The sequence below is a fragment of the Streptomyces sp. NPDC045022 genome (genome assembly GCF_056432605.1).
Genome location: NZ_JBWKIR010000001.1, coordinates 540,754 through 555,479, shown reverse-complemented (window position 1 = coordinate 555,479; position 14,726 = coordinate 540,754). Strand labels below are relative to the sequence as shown.

Annotated in this window: 15 protein-coding genes; 5 read left to right on the top strand and 10 right to left on the bottom strand. The window is 74.8% G+C overall.

The window, feature by feature from the left end:
• Positions 1-65: 65 nt before the first annotated feature.
• Genes AC07C1_RS02430 through AC07C1_RS02390 form a run of 9 tightly spaced genes read right to left on the bottom strand, consistent with a single transcriptional unit; the run spans position 66 to position 9,611 of the window.
• Entirely contained in the window at positions 66-1,496 is a 1,431-nt protein-coding gene (locus tag AC07C1_RS02430; RefSeq protein WP_478936359.1) for a PfkB family carbohydrate kinase, read from the bottom strand.
• Positions 1,493-2,212 carry a D-sedoheptulose-7-phosphate isomerase gene (locus tag AC07C1_RS02425; protein ID WP_478936357.1) on the bottom strand — a complete coding sequence of 240 codons (720 nt, stop codon included), beginning with the start codon at positions 2,210-2,212 and terminating at the stop codon, positions 1,493-1,495. Before AC07C1_RS02425 ends, AC07C1_RS02430 begins: the two co-directional genes overlap by 4 nt.
• Positions 2,209-3,441 carry a glycosyltransferase gene (locus AC07C1_RS02420; RefSeq protein ID WP_478936355.1) on the bottom strand — a complete coding sequence of 411 codons (1,233 nt, stop codon included), beginning with the start codon at positions 3,439-3,441 and terminating at the stop codon, positions 2,209-2,211. The genes AC07C1_RS02425 and AC07C1_RS02420 overlap by 4 nt, the downstream gene beginning before the upstream one ends.
• On the bottom strand, positions 3,438-4,400 hold the full coding sequence (locus AC07C1_RS02415; RefSeq protein WP_478936354.1) for a glycosyltransferase: 963 nt from the start codon (positions 4,398-4,400) through the stop codon (positions 3,438-3,440). The genes AC07C1_RS02420 and AC07C1_RS02415 overlap by 4 nt, the downstream gene beginning before the upstream one ends.
• Positions 4,397-5,407, bottom strand: a complete 1,011-nt coding sequence (locus AC07C1_RS02410; protein ID WP_478936352.1) for a glycosyltransferase family 9 protein — start codon at positions 5,405-5,407, stop codon at positions 4,397-4,399. The genes AC07C1_RS02415 and AC07C1_RS02410 overlap by 4 nt, the downstream gene beginning before the upstream one ends.
• Positions 5,404-5,955 (bottom strand): D-glycero-alpha-D-manno-heptose-1,7-bisphosphate 7-phosphatase, encoded by a 552-nt coding sequence (locus AC07C1_RS02405; RefSeq protein WP_478936350.1) that lies wholly within the window; start codon positions 5,953-5,955, stop codon positions 5,404-5,406. The genes AC07C1_RS02410 and AC07C1_RS02405 overlap by 4 nt, the downstream gene beginning before the upstream one ends.
• The gene (locus AC07C1_RS02400; RefSeq protein ID WP_478936349.1) at positions 5,952-6,947 is read right to left on the bottom strand and encodes a glycosyltransferase family 2 protein; all 996 of its coding nucleotides are present in this window, start codon (positions 6,945-6,947) and stop codon (positions 5,952-5,954) included. The genes AC07C1_RS02405 and AC07C1_RS02400 overlap by 4 nt, the downstream gene beginning before the upstream one ends.
• Positions 6,944-8,578, bottom strand: coding sequence for a carbamoyltransferase family protein (locus AC07C1_RS02395; RefSeq protein WP_478936348.1), 1,635 nt, complete (start codon positions 8,576-8,578; stop codon positions 6,944-6,946). The genes AC07C1_RS02400 and AC07C1_RS02395 overlap by 4 nt, the downstream gene beginning before the upstream one ends.
• 37 nt (positions 8,579-8,615) lie before the next feature.
• Complete coding sequence (locus AC07C1_RS02390) at positions 8,616-9,611, bottom strand: NAD-dependent epimerase/dehydratase family protein (protein ID WP_478936347.1); 996 nt, start codon at positions 9,609-9,611, stop codon at positions 8,616-8,618.
• Between the two features lie 282 nt (positions 9,612-9,893).
• Between AC07C1_RS02390 and AC07C1_RS02385 the strand changes: the two genes are divergently transcribed.
• Complete coding sequence (locus AC07C1_RS02385; RefSeq protein WP_478936346.1) at positions 9,894-10,787, top strand: polysaccharide pyruvyl transferase family protein; 894 nt, start codon at positions 9,894-9,896, stop codon at positions 10,785-10,787.
• Between the two features lie 99 nt (positions 10,788-10,886).
• Positions 10,887-11,450, top strand: a complete 564-nt coding sequence (locus AC07C1_RS02380) for a hemerythrin domain-containing protein (protein WP_478936344.1) — start codon at positions 10,887-10,889, stop codon at positions 11,448-11,450.
• A gap of 371 nt (positions 11,451-11,821) precedes the next feature.
• Here the strand turns inward: AC07C1_RS02380 and AC07C1_RS02375 are convergent, their stop codons facing one another.
• Positions 11,822-12,160, bottom strand: coding sequence for a DUF3040 domain-containing protein (locus tag AC07C1_RS02375; RefSeq protein ID WP_478936343.1), 339 nt, complete (start codon positions 12,158-12,160; stop codon positions 11,822-11,824).
• A gap of 308 nt (positions 12,161-12,468) precedes the next feature.
• Here AC07C1_RS02375 and dhaK point away from each other — a divergent pair, with 308 nt between their 5' ends.
• From dhaK to AC07C1_RS02360, 3 genes are all read left to right on the top strand, one after another.
• Positions 12,469-13,461, top strand: coding sequence for a dihydroxyacetone kinase subunit DhaK (gene dhaK / locus AC07C1_RS02370; RefSeq protein WP_478936342.1), 993 nt, complete (start codon positions 12,469-12,471; stop codon positions 13,459-13,461).
• A gap of 67 nt (positions 13,462-13,528) precedes the next feature.
• On the top strand, positions 13,529-14,137 hold the full coding sequence (gene dhaL, locus AC07C1_RS02365; RefSeq protein WP_478936341.1) for a dihydroxyacetone kinase subunit DhaL: 609 nt from the start codon (positions 13,529-13,531) through the stop codon (positions 14,135-14,137).
• Between the two features lie 2 nt (positions 14,138-14,139).
• Positions 14,140-14,550 (top strand): PTS sugar transporter subunit IIA domain-containing protein, encoded by a 411-nt coding sequence (locus AC07C1_RS02360; protein ID WP_478936340.1) that lies wholly within the window; start codon positions 14,140-14,142, stop codon positions 14,548-14,550.
• The last annotated feature ends 176 nt before the right edge of the window (positions 14,551-14,726 follow it).

Below are 14,726 nucleotides of genomic sequence, written 5' to 3'. Positions count from 1 at the left end.
CGGGGTGCCGGGGAGCGCGGTGCGCCGGTCGGCCGGGCCTACGGCTTGCTGGGCGTGGTCGCTGGTCACCTCGTGTGTCCTCCGGTGGGTGCGGGCGCCAGGGCCGCGCGGCGGGCGAGGCCGGTGGTGGAGCGGCCGTCGAGGTAGGGCAGCAGCAGAACCTGTCCGCCCCAGCTCTCCACCAGGGGCTGTTCGGGCAGCCGGGTGCGCGCGTAGTCGCCGCCCTTGGCCCAGATGTGCGGGCGGAGTTCGCCGAGGATGCGTTCGGGCGTGTCCTCGTCGAAGACGGCGACGGCGTCCACGCACTCCAGGGCGCGCAGCACCCGGACCCGGTCGGCGACCGGGACGAGGGGACGCCCGTCGCCCTTGCGGCGGCGCACCGAGCTGTCGGAGTTGACACAGACGATCAGGCAGTCGCCGGCCCGGCGGGCGGCCTGGAGCAGGGCGACGTGACCGGCGTGCAGCAGGTCGAAGCAGCCGCCCGCGGCGACGACCGTGCCGCCGGCGGCCCGCACCCGGGCGGCCGTGCGCACGGCGTCCGCGGTGGTGTCGCCGTCGGACGGGACCGCTTCGGCCCGGTCCGGCTGCCCCGGAGCGGCGATCGCGCGGGCGCCGCCCTCGGCCACGTAGCGGGTGGCGGCGTGCACGGCGTCCCGGACGGCGGCCTCGGTGAAGCTGCCGTCGGCGAGCAGCCCGGCGGCGGCCGCGGCGAACCGGTCACCCGCTCCGCAGGGGTCGCCGGCCGCGGTGGCCGGGGTCGGTACGAGCAACGGGGTCTCGCCGTGGGAGAGCAGCGCGCCGCGCTCGCCGAGCGTCACCGCGACGGTCTGGACCTGCCAGGCCCGGACGAGGGTGCCGGCGTCGCGGGCCGCGGTGCGCAGTCCGGCCTCCCCGCCGGAGTCCTCGCCGTCGCCCAGTTGCCGGGCGAAGGCGCGCGCCTCCTGCGCCGAGGGGGTGGCGAGGCGGACACCGGGCACCGGGGCCCGGCCCCGCACATGGGGGTCCCAGACGACGGGCACCCGCGTGGCGGCGGTGCTCAGCGCCGTCCTGAGGACGTCGGCGGTGCCGCGGCCGTAGTCGGCGACCAGGACGCCGTCGGCCCGGGCCAGGACGGCCTCGGCGGCCTCGGTCGCCTCGCGCGCGCGGCCCTCGCCGTCGTCCAGGCGCAGCAGCGGCCGGTCTCCGGCGAGAACACGGGTCTTGCTGCTGAGGGTGCCGTCCAGTGGCACCTCCACCAGGTCGACGCGCCCGGCCAGCAGTTCCCGCAGGGTGCCGCTGGCCGGGTCGTCGCCGAGCGCGGTGACGAGGGTGACCGGGCGGCCGTCGGAGGCCGCGAGGCAGGCGGCGAGGGCCGCGCCGCCCGGGCGGGAGCTGCGCCGGGTGCCGTGTACCACCGGCACCGGCGCGTCCGGGGCGAGCCGCTCGGCCCGGCCGCACAGATCGTGGTCGAGCAGGGCGTCGCCCACGACGACCAGGGGCGTACGCTCGGCGCTCATGCGTGTCCCTTCCGGGGGGCTACGGGCACGTCGGGCGCGGCGCGGCCGACGGTACGGGCCCGGCCGACGAGCCGGCCCACGACGCTCGGCTTGCCGTCGGCACCGTCGTTTCCGGTCCGGTCGGCCGCGCCCCGCTCGACCGCCTGGTCGAAGGCCTCGCAGAGCATGTGCACGGCCACCAGGTGCAGTTCCTGCACGGTGGCGGAGACCGGGGCGTCGACGCACAGCGCCTCGTCCGCGCCGAGCTGCAGGGGGTTGGGGGCCCGCCCCGTCAGCGCCCACACGGTCACCCCGAGGCGGTGGGCGCGTTCGGCGGCGGCCAGCAGGTTGGCGCTCGCGCCGCTGGTGGACAACAGCATGAGGATGTCTCCGGGGCGGCCGTGGGCGGCGGTCTGGCGGGCGAAGACCTCCTGGACGCCGTAGTCGTTGGCGATGGCGGTGGTGGAGGAGGTGTCGGCGTGCAGGGCCACCGCGGAGAACGGCGGCCGGTCGTCCCGGTAGCGTCCCACCAGTTCGGCCGTCAGGTGCTGTGCCTGGGCGGCGCTGCCGCCGTTGCCCGCGACGAGCAGCCGGGAGCCGCCGCCGAGGCGCCGGGCGAGTTCGGTGCCCCAGCGCTCGATGAGCGGGCCGCAGGCACGGAACGCCTCCAGGGCCTTCATCAGGTCGTCGCAGTGGGTGGTGCCGGTGACGGTCTTGGTGTCGGTGACGGTCTTCATCGGACGACTCCCGAGAGCGAGCGGATCGAGGACACGGCGCCGTACACCCCGGCCACACCGTCGGCCACGCGGTCCCAGGTGTAGTGGGCGAGCACCCGTTCGCGGCCGGCGGCGCCGTAGTGGGCGAGCCGGTCCGGGTCGGCGAGGAGGGAGCGGACGACCGCACCGAGGTCGTAGTCGTCGTCGGCCGGGACGAGGACGCCCGTGGTGCCGTCCACGACCGTGTCGAGCTGACCGCCCACCGCAGTGGCCACCACCGGGGTGGCGCAGGCCATGGCCTCCAGCGGGACGATGCCGAACGGCTCGTACCGGGGCAGTGACAGGACGAGGTCGGCGCTGGACATCAGCCGGGGCATGCGGGCCCGGCCGACCCCGCCGAGCAGGGTCACGCGGTCCGAGACGCCGTACTCGCCGGCGATGCCGTACAGGCGCGCGGCCTCGGGTTCGGTGCCGAGCAGGTCGGCCTCGGGGCCGCCCGCGACGAGGAGTTCGGCGTCGGGGACGCCGGCCAGGGCGCGGATGGCGCGGTCGAAGCCCTTGCGGGGCACGAGCCGGCCGACGGCCAGCAGCCGCCTGCGCGCGCCGGGCGGCCGGGTCGGGGCGACGGGGGCGAACTGGTCGGGGTCGACGCCGCAGGGCACGACGCTGATCCGGTCCTCCGGCAGGCCCATGGCCTTCAGTTCGGCCACCTCGTCGCTGCACGTGGCGATGATCCGGGCGCACTCGTGACCGATGGCCTCCTCGATCGCGAGCCGCTCGGCCGGGCTGGTGTCGGCGGCGCCCTGGTAGCGCTTCTTGACGGTGCCGAGCGCGTGGTAGGTCTGCACGACGGGGACGCCGAGGCCCTGGGTGCCGGTCAGGGCGGCCAGACCGGACATCCAGAAGTGGGCGTGCACCACGTCGGGCGGGCTCGTCACCCACTGTCGGGCCAGGAAGTTCCCGAACTCCGCCATGTGGGGCAGGAGTTCGTCCTTCGGTACGGGTGCGGGCGGCCCGGCGGGTACGTGCACCACCTGCACGCCGTCGATCAGGGTCATCCGGTCCGGCAGGCCCGCCGAGTCCCGCCGGGTGTACACGGTGACCCGGTATCCCTTCCTGGCGAGCTGCCGGGCGACCTGCGCCACGTACACGTTCTGGCCGCCCGCGTCCGGACCGCCGAGCGCGGCCAGCGGGCTGGCGTGCTCGGAGACCATGGCGACGCGCCCGGCCGTGTGCGGAATACGGCTCATCGGGTGACCTCCTTGATCAGGCGCTCCCAGTCGTCCAGGAAGCGCCGCTCTCCGTAGCGGGCCTGTGCCGCGGCCCGGGCCACCTCGCCCGTGCGGCGGGCGTGCTCCGGTTCGGCGAGGAACGCCCGCACGGCGTCCTCCAGTACGTCGAGGCGGTTCGAGACCACCCCGGCGCCGTCGGGTATCGCCTCCCGGGCCTCCGTGGTGTCGAGGGCGACCACGGGCATGCCCAGGAACATGGCCTCCAGCAGGGACAGGCCGAGCGAGGTCCAGCGCACGGGGTGCAGATAGACCCGGCAGCGGGCCATCTCCCGGTGCAGTTCCCCCTGTGGCAGGTCGCGGGTGCGGCAGCGCTCGGGCGGCAGGCCGAGGTGCGCGGCGAGGCCTTCGGTGCGCATCCCGAAGACGTCCAGGGGCGCGGACCGCGCGAAGCGGGGCAGCAGGTCCGTGCCGGTGGTACGGCCCCTGCGTACGGGCTCGTTGACCACGACCGCCGCGCGCCGTTCGGTGCCGGTCCACAGCCGGCCGGGGTCGATGATGCCGTGCTCCACGACCTCGGTCGGGGCCTGGCCGGTGTCCCACATCAGCCGGTTGAAGTGGGTGACGTGGACGACCGGGATCCTGGACTGCGCGGCGAGCGGGTGGAGTTGCCGCTCGGGTGACTCGTCGGGGCTGTTGTGCTCGACGTACACGGCGGGCACGTCCACGCCGGGCCGGCGGCCGGTCCAGCGCAGGGCCAGGTCGAGTTCGTGCGGCCGTTGGAGCACCATCAGGTCGATCTCGCAGTCCCCCAGCTCCGTCGGGGTCCGTTCCCGCACGGACTGCGGCCAGTCCCAGGTCACGGCCCGGCCGCGCCCGTCGGGTCCCCGGTCCTCGGTGGCCGGGACCAGGTAGGTGTGCGGGCCCTGCACGAAGGCGGTGAGCCACGATCCGTGCACGTGCCAGACGAGGATGTTCATGAGTGCCGCTCCTGGATGAGCTTGTGCACCGCGCGTACCACGTCCTGCCCGGTGACCTCGTCCAGGCAGGGATGGCCGGGCACCGGGCAGGTGAGGGCCCTGGTGTCCGCGCACGGCGCCGACTGGTCGCCGAGCAGGATGGTGGGGACGCCGTACGGTGCCCAGCGGCCGGCCGGGACCACCGGCGCGAACAGGGACACCACGGGGGTGCCGACGGCGGCGGCGAGGTGGGCCGGGCCGGTGTTGGCGCTGATCACCACGTCGGCCATGCGCAGTACCCCGGCGAGGGTGCGTGGGCTGGTCCGGCCGCCGAGGTCCACGGCCAGGCTCCCGCTGACGCGCCGGGTGAGGTCCGTCTCGTCCGGGCCGCCGGTGACCACCACGCGGTGCCCGGCGTCGGCGAGCAGCGCGACGGCCTCCGCGCACCGGTGCGGGCTCCAGGCGCGGGCGGGAGCGCTGGCGCCGGGGTGCAGGACGACGTACGGGCCGTGGCCGGTCAGGCCGCTGGTGTCCGGGGGTGGCAGCACCCGCAGCCGGCCGTCGTCCCCGGGCGGGGGCGCGAAGCCCATGGCGGCGGCCGTGTCGAGGGCCGCCTCGACCTCGTGGCGGCCCGCCGGCCGCCGGTGGCGTACGTCCAGCAGCCGCCCGGGGTGGTCGACGCTGTCGGCGCCGATCCGGCCGACGCCCGCGAGCCGCAGCAGCAGCGCGGTGGGCAGCGGGCTCTGGTGGAACGAGGTGAGGATCAGTGCGGTGTCGAAGGCCCCGGCGCGCAGCCGCCCGATCAGCGCGTCGACGTCGGCCGGGCTCACCGGGGGCGGGTCGAAGCCCTCCCAGGGCGCCTCCCACACCAGCACCTCGTCGACGCCGGGCAGCAGCCGGGCGGCGTCCGCGCCACGCGGGCCGCACAGGAGGGTGACGTGCGCGCAGTGGGCGGCGACGGCACGCACGGCCGGGCCGGCGAGCAGCACGTCACCGAAGCTGTCCAGACGGACGACGAGGGCTTTCATCGCGACCGCCTCCCGCCCGCGACCGCCGTGGTCTCGAGGACCCCGCGTACGGCGGTGAGCAGGTCGGGGGCGCTCAGGTCGGCGAAACGTTCCACCTCCAGCGCGGCTGTGACCGCGTTCGGTACCAGGACGCCGCGGGCGCCCGCCGCGTGGGCGGCCAGGACGTCGGCGGCGATGTCGCCGATCACCACGCACTCGGCGGGCCTGACGCCCAGCCGCTGGGCGGCGGCGAGGATCAGCCCGGGCCGGGGCTTGCGGCAGTCGCAGCCGGCGTCCGGGGCGTGCGGGCAGAACACCCAGGTGTCCAGTCCGCCGAGCAGTTCGTCGGCGCGCTCGTTGACGCGGCGCACCTGCCCGGCGGTGAGCAGCCCGCGCCCGATGCCGGACTGGTTGCTGACCACACCGGTGGCCAGCCCGTGGGTGCGCGCCAGCGCCACGGCCTGAACGGCGCCCGGCAGCAGCCGGACCCGGCCGGGGTCGCCGTTGTACGGCACGTCCGCCACGAGGGTGCCGTCACGGTCGAACAGGACGGCGGACACGGTGCTCACCCGGCGCCTCCCAGGGGTTCGGCGTGCCGGTGGCGGACGACTCCGCGCAGCCAGTGCCGGACGGCGAGGGGTGGGATGAGCACGCTGGTGCCGAGCATCCCGGCGACCTCGCGGGCGGTCCGGGGGCCGGGCAGGATGCGCGCGAAGGCGAACTCGGCGGTGCCCAGCGTCCACAGGGCCGCCCACACGGTCGCGGCGCGGCGGCGGCCGGTGAGAGCGCAGGACGCGGCGGCCAGCGCGGCGCCGGTGACCACCAGATGGCGGTGCAGCCGGCCCCGGGGCGCCTGGGCACGGTCCCACCAGTCCCGGCCGTGCAGCCGGTTCATCAGCGCGTCGTCGGCGTTGCCACGCTGTACGGGCAGCGAGGCCCACCAGTGGGCGGCGCGTACCGGGTGCCGGGTGACCCGCTTGCCGCGGCTCAGCGACCAGCCGGCCCGCTGCACCCGCAGGGCGAGGTCGGCGTCCTCCCGGAAGGCGCGTGGGAAGCGTTCGTCGAAACCGCCGACCCGGGTGAGCGCCTGGGTGCGGTAGGCCATGTCGGCGGTGGCCCAGGCGGCGTTCTCCAGGCCCCTGGTGTTGCGTTCCCAGTCGGTGGGCCGGCGGTCCAGGGGCAGGGGGACACGCAGCTGCCCCTGGATGCCGCCGACGTCCTCGCCGGCCCCCCGCAGGTCCTCGGCGAGCAGCCGGGACCAGTCCGGCAGCACCTGGACGTCGTCGTCCAGGAAGACCGTCCAGGGCGTGCGGACGGTCCGCCAGCCGGCGTTGCGGGCGGCGGCCGGGCCCTTGCCGCAGGTGCGGAGGGTCCGTACCCGGTCGAGGAGTTGTCCGGCCGTCTGGAGCGGCAGGTCGCCGTCCGGTTCGGGCCGGTCGTCCACGACGACGACCTCGTGCGGGGTGTGTCCCTCGGCCTCGGCGAGGGCGCGCAGGCACTCGGCGAGGCACGGGCGGCCGATCGTCGGGACGACGACGGTGTAGGCGGGGGCGTCGGTCATGCGAACGCCTTTCCTCGGCGGATCGCGAACGGGCCGAGCGCCAGCAGGTCGACGGGGGCCGAGCCGAAGCACTCCAGGGCGTCGCGGGGGTCGTCGACCATGGGCCGCCCGGCGGTGTTCAGGCTGGTGTTGACCACCAGCGGCAGCCCGGTGCGCCGCTCGAAGCCGTCGATCATGCGGGCCACCAGGGGCTCCTGGGCCCGGTCCACGGTCTGGATGCGGGCCGTGCCGTCGACATGGACCACGGCCGGGATGCGGTCCTTCCAGTCGGCGGCCACGTCGTGCACGAACAGCATGTGGGGGCTGGGCAGCGGCCCGTCGAACAACTCGGCCGCGCGTTCGGCGAGCACCATGGGCGCGACGGGACGGAACTCCTCGCGGCCCTTGACCGCGTTGAGCCGCTCCAGGTTCACCGCCCTGCCCGGATGGGCGAGCAGCGAACGATGGCCGAGCGCCCGGGGCCCGTACTCGCTGCGGCCCTGGAACCAGGCCACGATCCCGTCGGCCGCCAGCGCCTCGGCGGCCGTCTCCGCGATGTCGGCGGGTTCCTCGTACGGTACGGCCGCCCGTTCCAGCCACTCGCGCAGCTCGGCGTCGCTCCAGCCACGGCCGAGCGCGGCGGTCGGCATCGGCTCCACGGTGTCCTTCTGGCCGGCGATGTGCGCGGCCGCACCCAGGGCCGTACCGGCGTCTCCGGCGGCGGGCTGCACCCACACGTGCCGGAAGCCGCTCTCCCGCCACAGCCGGGTGTTGGCGACACAGTTCAGGGCGACACCGCCGGCCATGGTCAGGGCGTCCTCGCCGGTGCGCTCGCGCAGCCAGCGGGCGAGCGCCAGCACGGCCTCCTCCAGACACAGCTGGGCGCTGGCCGCGAGGTCGGCGTGGTCCTGGCTCCAGGCCCCGCCGGCCGGGCGCGGCGGGACGACATCGGCCCAGGGCACGGGGCGGGCCCGGAAGCCACCCCGGTCGTCGGCGTGGACGTACTCGCGCAGCCGCTCGGCGAAACGCGGGGTGCCGTAGGAGGCGAGCGCCATCACCTTGAACTCGTCGCTGCTGCGCAGGAAGCCGAGATGCTGGGTGAGGTCCTCGTAGAACAGGCCGAGGGAGTCGGGCAGTTCCTGGGTGCCGAGGACGGTCAGTTCGCGGTTGGTGTAGCGCCCGGCCAGGTGGGAGCCGCACTCACCGCGGCCGTCCAGGACGAGGACGGCACAGTCGGGGTACGGCGAGACCGGCCCGGCGGACGCGGCGTGCGCCACGTGGTGCGGGACGAAGCGGACCTTGGCCGGGTCGAGTCCGGGCAGCGCCTCGGCGAGGAAGTCCGGTGCCTGGCGGGCGTACTCCTGGCGCAGGTGGTCCCAGGGGTCGTGCAGGCCCAGCTGCTCGGCGGGGCGGGCGAGCGCGGGGTCGTAGGAATAGGCGACGGCGTCCAGGTCGGACGCGGTGAGCCCGGCCTGCTCCAGGCACCAGCGGGCCGACTGCTCGGGCAGCTCCCAGGCGGAGAAGGGCACGGGACGCTTGCCGTGCTTGCGGCGCGAGAACCGCTCCTCCTCCGCCGCCGCCATGACCTTGCCGTCTGTGATCAGGGCCGCGGCGGGGTCGTGGAAGAGTGCGTTGATACCGAGGACGTGCATGCGCTGTCTCCAGGGCGGCGAACGGGCGGGGGTCTGGTCAGGACTGCGGCGGGGCCGGCTCTCCGTCCGTGGACGGGGCCGCGAAGTAGGCGATGGTCTGCTTCAGGCCCTCCTCCCAGGGAACCTGCGGCGACCAGCCGAGCAGCTCGCGCGCGAGGGTGGTGTCGGGGCGGCGCCGGCCGGGGTCGTCGACCGGCCGGTCGACGAAGGCGATCGGTGAGCGGGAGCCGGTGAGGGCGACCACCCGGCGGGCCAGGTCCGCGACGGTGATCTCGTCACTGCCGCCGATGTTCACCGGCCGCACCGACCTGCTCGCGGCGACCCGGAGGATGCCGTCGACCGTGTCGTCCACGTAGCACAGCGAGCGGGTCTGGCTGCCGTCACCGGTGACGGTGAGCGGATCCCCGGCCAGGGCCTGGCAGATGAACGTCGGCACCGCCCGGCCGTCGTGGGCGCGCATCCGCGGGCCGTAGGTGTTGAACAGCCGCACTATCCCGGCGTTCGTCCGCTGGGTTCCGGCGTGCGCGGTGACGAGGGCCTCGGCGAACCGCTTGGACTCGTCGTAGACGCTGCGTGGCCCGACCGGGTTCACATTGCCCCAGTAACCCTCGTGCTGCGGGTGCACCAGCGGGTCGCCGTACACCTCGGAGGTGGAGGCGAGCAGGAAGCGCGCGCCGTCGCGTTCGGTGATCGCGAGGGCGTTGCGGGTGCCGAGGCTGCCCACGTCCAGCGTCTCCAGGGGCAAACGCAGGTAGTCGGCGGGCGAGGCGGGGCAGGCGAAGTGGAGCACCAGGTCGTACGGGCCGGGCAGCCGCCGCGGGCAGTCCGGTTCACAGACGTCGCAGTGGACGTACCGGAAGCCGGGCCGGTCCTCCAGGTGCGCGACGTTCTCGCGGCGGCCGCAGACCAGGTTGTCGGCGCAGTCGACTTCGACCCCTGAATCCAGCAGCCGTTCACACAGGTGGGAGCCGAGGAAGCCGGCGCCGCCGGTCACGAGGGCGCGCCGCCAGGAAAACGGTGTGTCACCAGTCATGGGGCTATTCCTTCGTCCACGTCGTCCGCGCCCTGTGAACGCTCCTGCCTGGGCGTTCGGCGCGTGCCGCGTCGCCGGTCCGGCGTCGTCGGCCGGTTCGGGAAGGGAAGGGACAGGGCCGGGGTCCCCTGATCCGGAGGACCGCCCTGGTGAGCCGCCACTGGCTGGACGGCGCTGGCAGCTGAGTTCCCCTGCCAGTTGGTTTCATACGTTGATTCTTATTCTCCGTGCTGGCGGGTACTCGCGCGACTCCGGCGACCGCACACCACGGTGGGGAGCGCCATGTACGACGACCTCACGACCGCCCTGCTGCGCACGCTGCGCGCGCCCGGCCAGGAGCCCGGGCGGCTGCTTCTGACCGGTTGGTTCAGCTTCCTGGACGGGGAGGCGACGGCCGGCGACGTGCTCGCCCAGCGGCAGATGTCGGCGGCGCTGACCGGAGCGGGGATCCGGCACGACACGGCATGGAGCCCCGGTTTCCGCCCGGGCGAGCTGTCGCTGGAGACGGCGGAGCCCGGGGCGTACGACACGCTCCTCTTCGTGTGCGGTCCGGTGCACGGGCCGCAAGTCACAGCCCTGCATGACCGGTTCAGAACCTGTCGCCGACTGGCGGGTGGAGTCTCGGTCGTCGATCCGGCGGACCCGGCGGCCACCGGTTTCCACACGATCGTGGCCCGGGACGGCACCGCGGCCCCGGCCCGCCCCGATCTCGCGGCCCGGGCCCCGGCCGGTCCGCCGCCGCCCGTGGCCGGGGTGATCCTTTCCCACGGGCAGGGCGAGTACGGCGGGCGCCGTCGGCACGAGGACGTCAACGCGCGGATCACCGCCTGGCTGGCCGGCAAGGACTGCGCGCGCGTGCCGGTCGACACCCGTCTGGCCACCGGCGACTGGCGGATGTGTGCCACGGCCGAGCAGTTCCTCGGCCTCGTGTCGCGCTGCGACGTGGTCGTCACCACCCGGCTGCACGGCCTGGTGCTGGCCCTGCGCACCGGCACGCCGGTGATCGCCGTCGACCCGGTCGCGGGCGGCGCCAAGGTCAGCGCCCAGGCCCGGGCCGTGGGCTGGCCGGCGCTGGTGGACGCGGGCGCGTCGAGCGACGGCATCCTGGACCACTGGTGGGAGTGGGCGCTGTCCGAGCCCGGCCGGATGGCCGCAGCATGCCACTCGATGCGCTGATCGGCCGGGGACGGCCGTGTGACGCGCCGTGCCCGGGGCACTCGGCGCGGCGACGGCCGGCCGCTCACGGCTGCCGCGATGCTCGCAGGAGGTAACGACATGGGTCACGGCGGAAACGTCATCCAGGAACTGACGACCGATCACCGCGAGGTCGAGGAGATCTTCGGCCGTATCGAGGCGCTGCCGCCCGGCTCCGCAGAACGCAAGAACCTCGCCGACCAGGCCACGATGGAGCTGGTCCGCCACTCGGTCGCGGAGGAGGCCTATCTGTACCCGGCGGTGCGCCAGCACCTCACGGGCGGGGACGCCCTGGCCGACAAGGAGCTCGAGGATCACGCCAAGGCCGAGCAGATCATGAAGGACCTGGAGGGCTGCCCGGCGGACGATCCGCGGTTCGACTCGCTCATGGCACAGCTGATGAGCGAGATCCGGTCCCATGTGACCGACGAGGAGCAGAACCTCTTCCCGCAGCTGGAGGCGGCCTGTCCCCCCGACGCGCTGATGGACCTCGGTGACAAGGTCCGCCGCGCGAAGAAGACGGCCCCCACACGTCCGCACCCGTCGGCGCCGGACAAGCCCCCGGCCAACAAGCTGCTGGCACCGGGCGTGGGTCTGGTGGACCGGCTGCGCGACGCGATGTCGGGACGCGGCAAGGAGAGCTGAGCGCGCCGCGGTTCGCCGCAGCACCGGTTGCGGGCCTCCCGGCGCCCGTCCGCCGTCCTGGCGGGGCGGGCGCCGGGAGGCCTGCGGTGCGCCCGGCGTACGCGCACCGAACGGTTCAAGGTTCCGGCGCGCGCCGGAACGGCTCGAAGCCGGGAAGGCACACACGTGCGGGAACGGCTCACGAGCCGGGGCGCCCGCCGGAACGCCTCGAAGCCGCGGAGGCACACACGTGCGGGAACGGCTCACGGGCCCGGGCGCCCGCCGGAACGCCTCGAAGCCGCGGAGGCACACACGTGCGGGAACGGGGCAGAGGCGCGGTTCGTCAGAGGCGGGGAGAGGCGCCAGAGGCAGGCGCAGGTGCCCGGGACGGTTCAGAGCCAGGGGCCGGCCCGGGTGTCCTGCCGGGGCCCGCCGCGGACCGCCCGGCACAGCAGCCGGAACGCCTGCGAAAGGGTCAGCGGCAACAGCAGCGCGAAGCACCACAGCAGCGCCGGGTCCGAGGTACGCATGCCCATGACGGCCACGAACACCGACGCGACCGCGAACAGCAGCACCGCCACCGGCAGCCAGACCTCGCGCTGTGCCGCGCCCATGCGGCGCGCGAACCGGCGGTCCTGCCGGAGGTCCGCCTCGATCCGCAGCAGCGCGAGCCGTTCGCGCGGCGACAGCCGCACCTCGTCGTGCATGTCCCCCGTCTCCCAGTCCTCCACGGCTACGGCACCTCCTCCGCCGGCCGACGGGCCTCCGGGTCCCCGGGCGCCCGAGTTCCCCGGACGGCCCGGCCGATGCGGCCCGCGCGCCGTGCCGGGTGTGCACCGGCAGCGCCTGCTCACGTTGTGTAGCGCCGATGGACGCCCGAGGCCGCTCCCAGGCGCCCCACTCATCGCGGACCGTGACGACGAGCGCTTGCACGTGACCTCACCTGGTCCAAGGTCGATACTTGCCATGAGCTCTATCGGCGAACTCGGCCCGACGTCGGACCACGCGGCCCACCCGCAAGGCTCACTAGGAGATACCGATGAGGATGCTGATCAACGTGCCGGAGACGGTCGTGGCGGACGCGCTGCGTGGCATGGCGGACGCCTATCCCGATCTGACCGTGGACGTGGAGAACCGGGTGATCGTCCGCCGGGACGCGCCCGTGGCCGGACAGGTCGGGCTGGTGTCGGGCGGTGGCTCGGGACACGAGCCGCTGCACGGGGGGTTCGTCGGCCCGGGCATGCTGTCCGCCGCCTGCCCCGGGGAGGTGTTCACCTCCCCGGTGCCGGACCAGATGGCCCGCGCCGCGGCCGCCGTGGACAGCGGGGCCGGCGTGCTGTTCATCGTGAAGAACTACACCGGCGACGTGCTGAACTTCGACATGGCGGCCGAGCTGGCCGAGGACGAGGGCATCCAGGTCGCCAAGGTGCTCGTCAACGACGATGTGGCGGTGACCGACAGCCTCTACACGGCCGGGCGGCGCGGTACCGGCGCGACGCTGTTCGTGGAGAAGATCGCGGGTGCCGCCGCGGCGGAGGGGCAGCGGCTGGAGCGGGTGGAGTCGATCGGCCGCCAGGTGAACGAGAACTCCCGCAGCTTCGGTGTGGCGCTCAGCGCCTGTACGACACCGGCGAAGGGCAGTCCCACCTTCGACCTGCCGGACGGTGAGCTGGAGTTGGGCATCGGCATCCACGGCGAACCGGGCCGCGAGCGGCGCCCGATGATGACCTCCGGGGAGATCGCGGACTTCGCGGTGCACGCGATCCTGGAGGACATGCCCCCGCGCGGTCCGGTGCTCGTGCTGGTCAACGGCATGGGTGCCACCCCGCTGCTGGAGCTGTTCGGCTTCAACGCCGAGGTGCAGCGGGTGCTGCGGGAGCGCGGTGTCGCCGTGGCCCGCACCCTGGTGGGCAACTACGTCACCTCCCTGGACATGGCGGGCACCTCGGTGACGCTGTGCCAGGCCGACGAGGAACTGCTCAGGCTGTGGGACGCGCCGGTGAAGACACCGGCGCTGCGCTGGGGGATGTGATACGGCGGAGCAGGCGATCCCCGTTCCCACCACGCCGGTCAACACCCCTACCACGCAAGGAGATCCAGTGCTCGACGCCGATTTCTTCCGCCGTTGGATGGCGGCGGTCGCCGCGTCCGTCGACCGCGAGGCGGAGCGGCTCACCGCCCTCGACTCGGCCATCGGCGACGCCGACCACGGCAGCAATCTGCAACGCGGGTTCCGGGCCGTGGCGGCCGTCCTGGAGAAGGACGCGCCGGACACGCCGGGCGGCGTCCTGACCCTGGCCGGGCGGCAGTTGATCTCGACGGTCGGCGGCGCCTCCGGGCCGCTGTACGGCACTCTGCTGCGCCGGACCGGCAAGGCGCTCGGCGATGCCGCCGAGGTCGGCGAGGAGCAGCTGGCCGAGGCGCTGCGCGCGGGCGTGGACGGGGTGATGACCCTCGGTGGGGCGGCGCCCGGCGACAAGACCATGCTGGACGCCCTGGTGCCGGCCGTGGACGCGCTCGGGGACGGCTTCGCCGCCGCACGGGCCGCAGCCGAGGAGGGCGCGGTGGCCACCACCCCGCTGCAGGCCCGCAAGGGCCGGGCGAGCTATCTCGGCGAACGCAGCATCGGCCACCAGGACCCGGGAGCGACGTCGTCGGCACTGCTGATCGCCGCGCTCGAAGAAACGGCAGCGACGGCGGAGGGCTGACCGTGAGCGCCGACAAGCTGGTCGGGATAGTGCTGGTGTCGCACAGCGCGGCGGTCGCCGCCTCGGTGGCCGAGCTGGCGAAGGGTCTGGCGGGCGGGGCAACGGCGGTGCCCGTGGCCCCCGCCGGCGGCACGGAGGGCGGCGGGCTCGGCACCAGCGCGGAGCTGATCTCCGCCGCGGCGGCCTCGGTCGACCGGGGGGCCGGGGTCGCGGTGCTCACGGACCTCGGCAGCGCCGTGCTGACCGTGAAGGCACTGCTGGCGGAGGGCGACGAGCTGCCGGACGGCGCGCGGCTGGTGGACGCCCCGTTCGTCGAGGGTGCGGTGGCGGCGGTGGTCACCGCGGCCGCGGGAGGCGACCTGGACGCGGTGGAGGCCGCGGCGGCGGAGGCCTACGGCTACCGGAAGGTGTGACGCCGCCGGGGGCCGTCCGTACCGGTGCGGCCGGTCACCTGTTCACCATGAACAGCCTGGCCAGCCGCTCCCCCGTCGCCCCGGCGGAGGCCTACGGCTACCGGAAGGTGTGACGCCGCCGGGGGCCGTCCGTACCGGTGCGGCCGGTCACCTGTTCACCATGAACAGCCTGGCCA

What these genes read in the sequence shown, in the direction of transcription:
- AC07C1_RS02430 (WP_478936359.1), bottom strand. Translation starts at nt 1,496, where the DNA reads ATGAGCGCCGAGCGTACGCCCCTGGTCGTCGTGGGCGACGCCCTGCTC.
- AC07C1_RS02425 (WP_478936357.1), bottom strand. Translation starts at nt 2,212, where the DNA reads ATGAAGACCGTCACCGACACCAAGACCGTCACCGGCACCACCCACTGC.
- AC07C1_RS02420 (WP_478936355.1), bottom strand. Translation starts at nt 3,441, where the DNA reads ATGAGCCGTATTCCGCACACGGCCGGGCGCGTCGCCATGGTCTCCGAG.
- AC07C1_RS02415 (WP_478936354.1), bottom strand. Translation starts at nt 4,400, where the DNA reads ATGAACATCCTCGTCTGGCACGTGCACGGATCGTGGCTCACCGCCTTC.
- AC07C1_RS02410 (WP_478936352.1), bottom strand. Translation starts at nt 5,407, where the DNA reads ATGAAAGCCCTCGTCGTCCGTCTGGACAGCTTCGGTGACGTGCTGCTC.
- AC07C1_RS02400 (WP_478936349.1), bottom strand. Translation starts at nt 6,947, where the DNA reads ATGACCGACGCCCCCGCCTACACCGTCGTCGTCCCGACGATCGGCCGC.
- AC07C1_RS02395 (WP_478936348.1), bottom strand. Translation starts at nt 8,578, where the DNA reads ATGCACGTCCTCGGTATCAACGCACTCTTCCACGACCCCGCCGCGGCC.
- AC07C1_RS02390 (WP_478936347.1), bottom strand. Translation starts at nt 9,611, where the DNA reads ATGACTGGTGACACACCGTTTTCCTGGCGGCGCGCCCTCGTGACCGGC.
- AC07C1_RS02385 (WP_478936346.1), top strand. Translation starts at nt 9,894, where the DNA reads ATGTACGACGACCTCACGACCGCCCTGCTGCGCACGCTGCGCGCGCCC.
- AC07C1_RS02380 (WP_478936344.1), top strand. Translation starts at nt 10,887, where the DNA reads ATGGGTCACGGCGGAAACGTCATCCAGGAACTGACGACCGATCACCGC.
- dhaK (WP_478936342.1), top strand. Translation starts at nt 12,469, where the DNA reads ATGAGGATGCTGATCAACGTGCCGGAGACGGTCGTGGCGGACGCGCTG.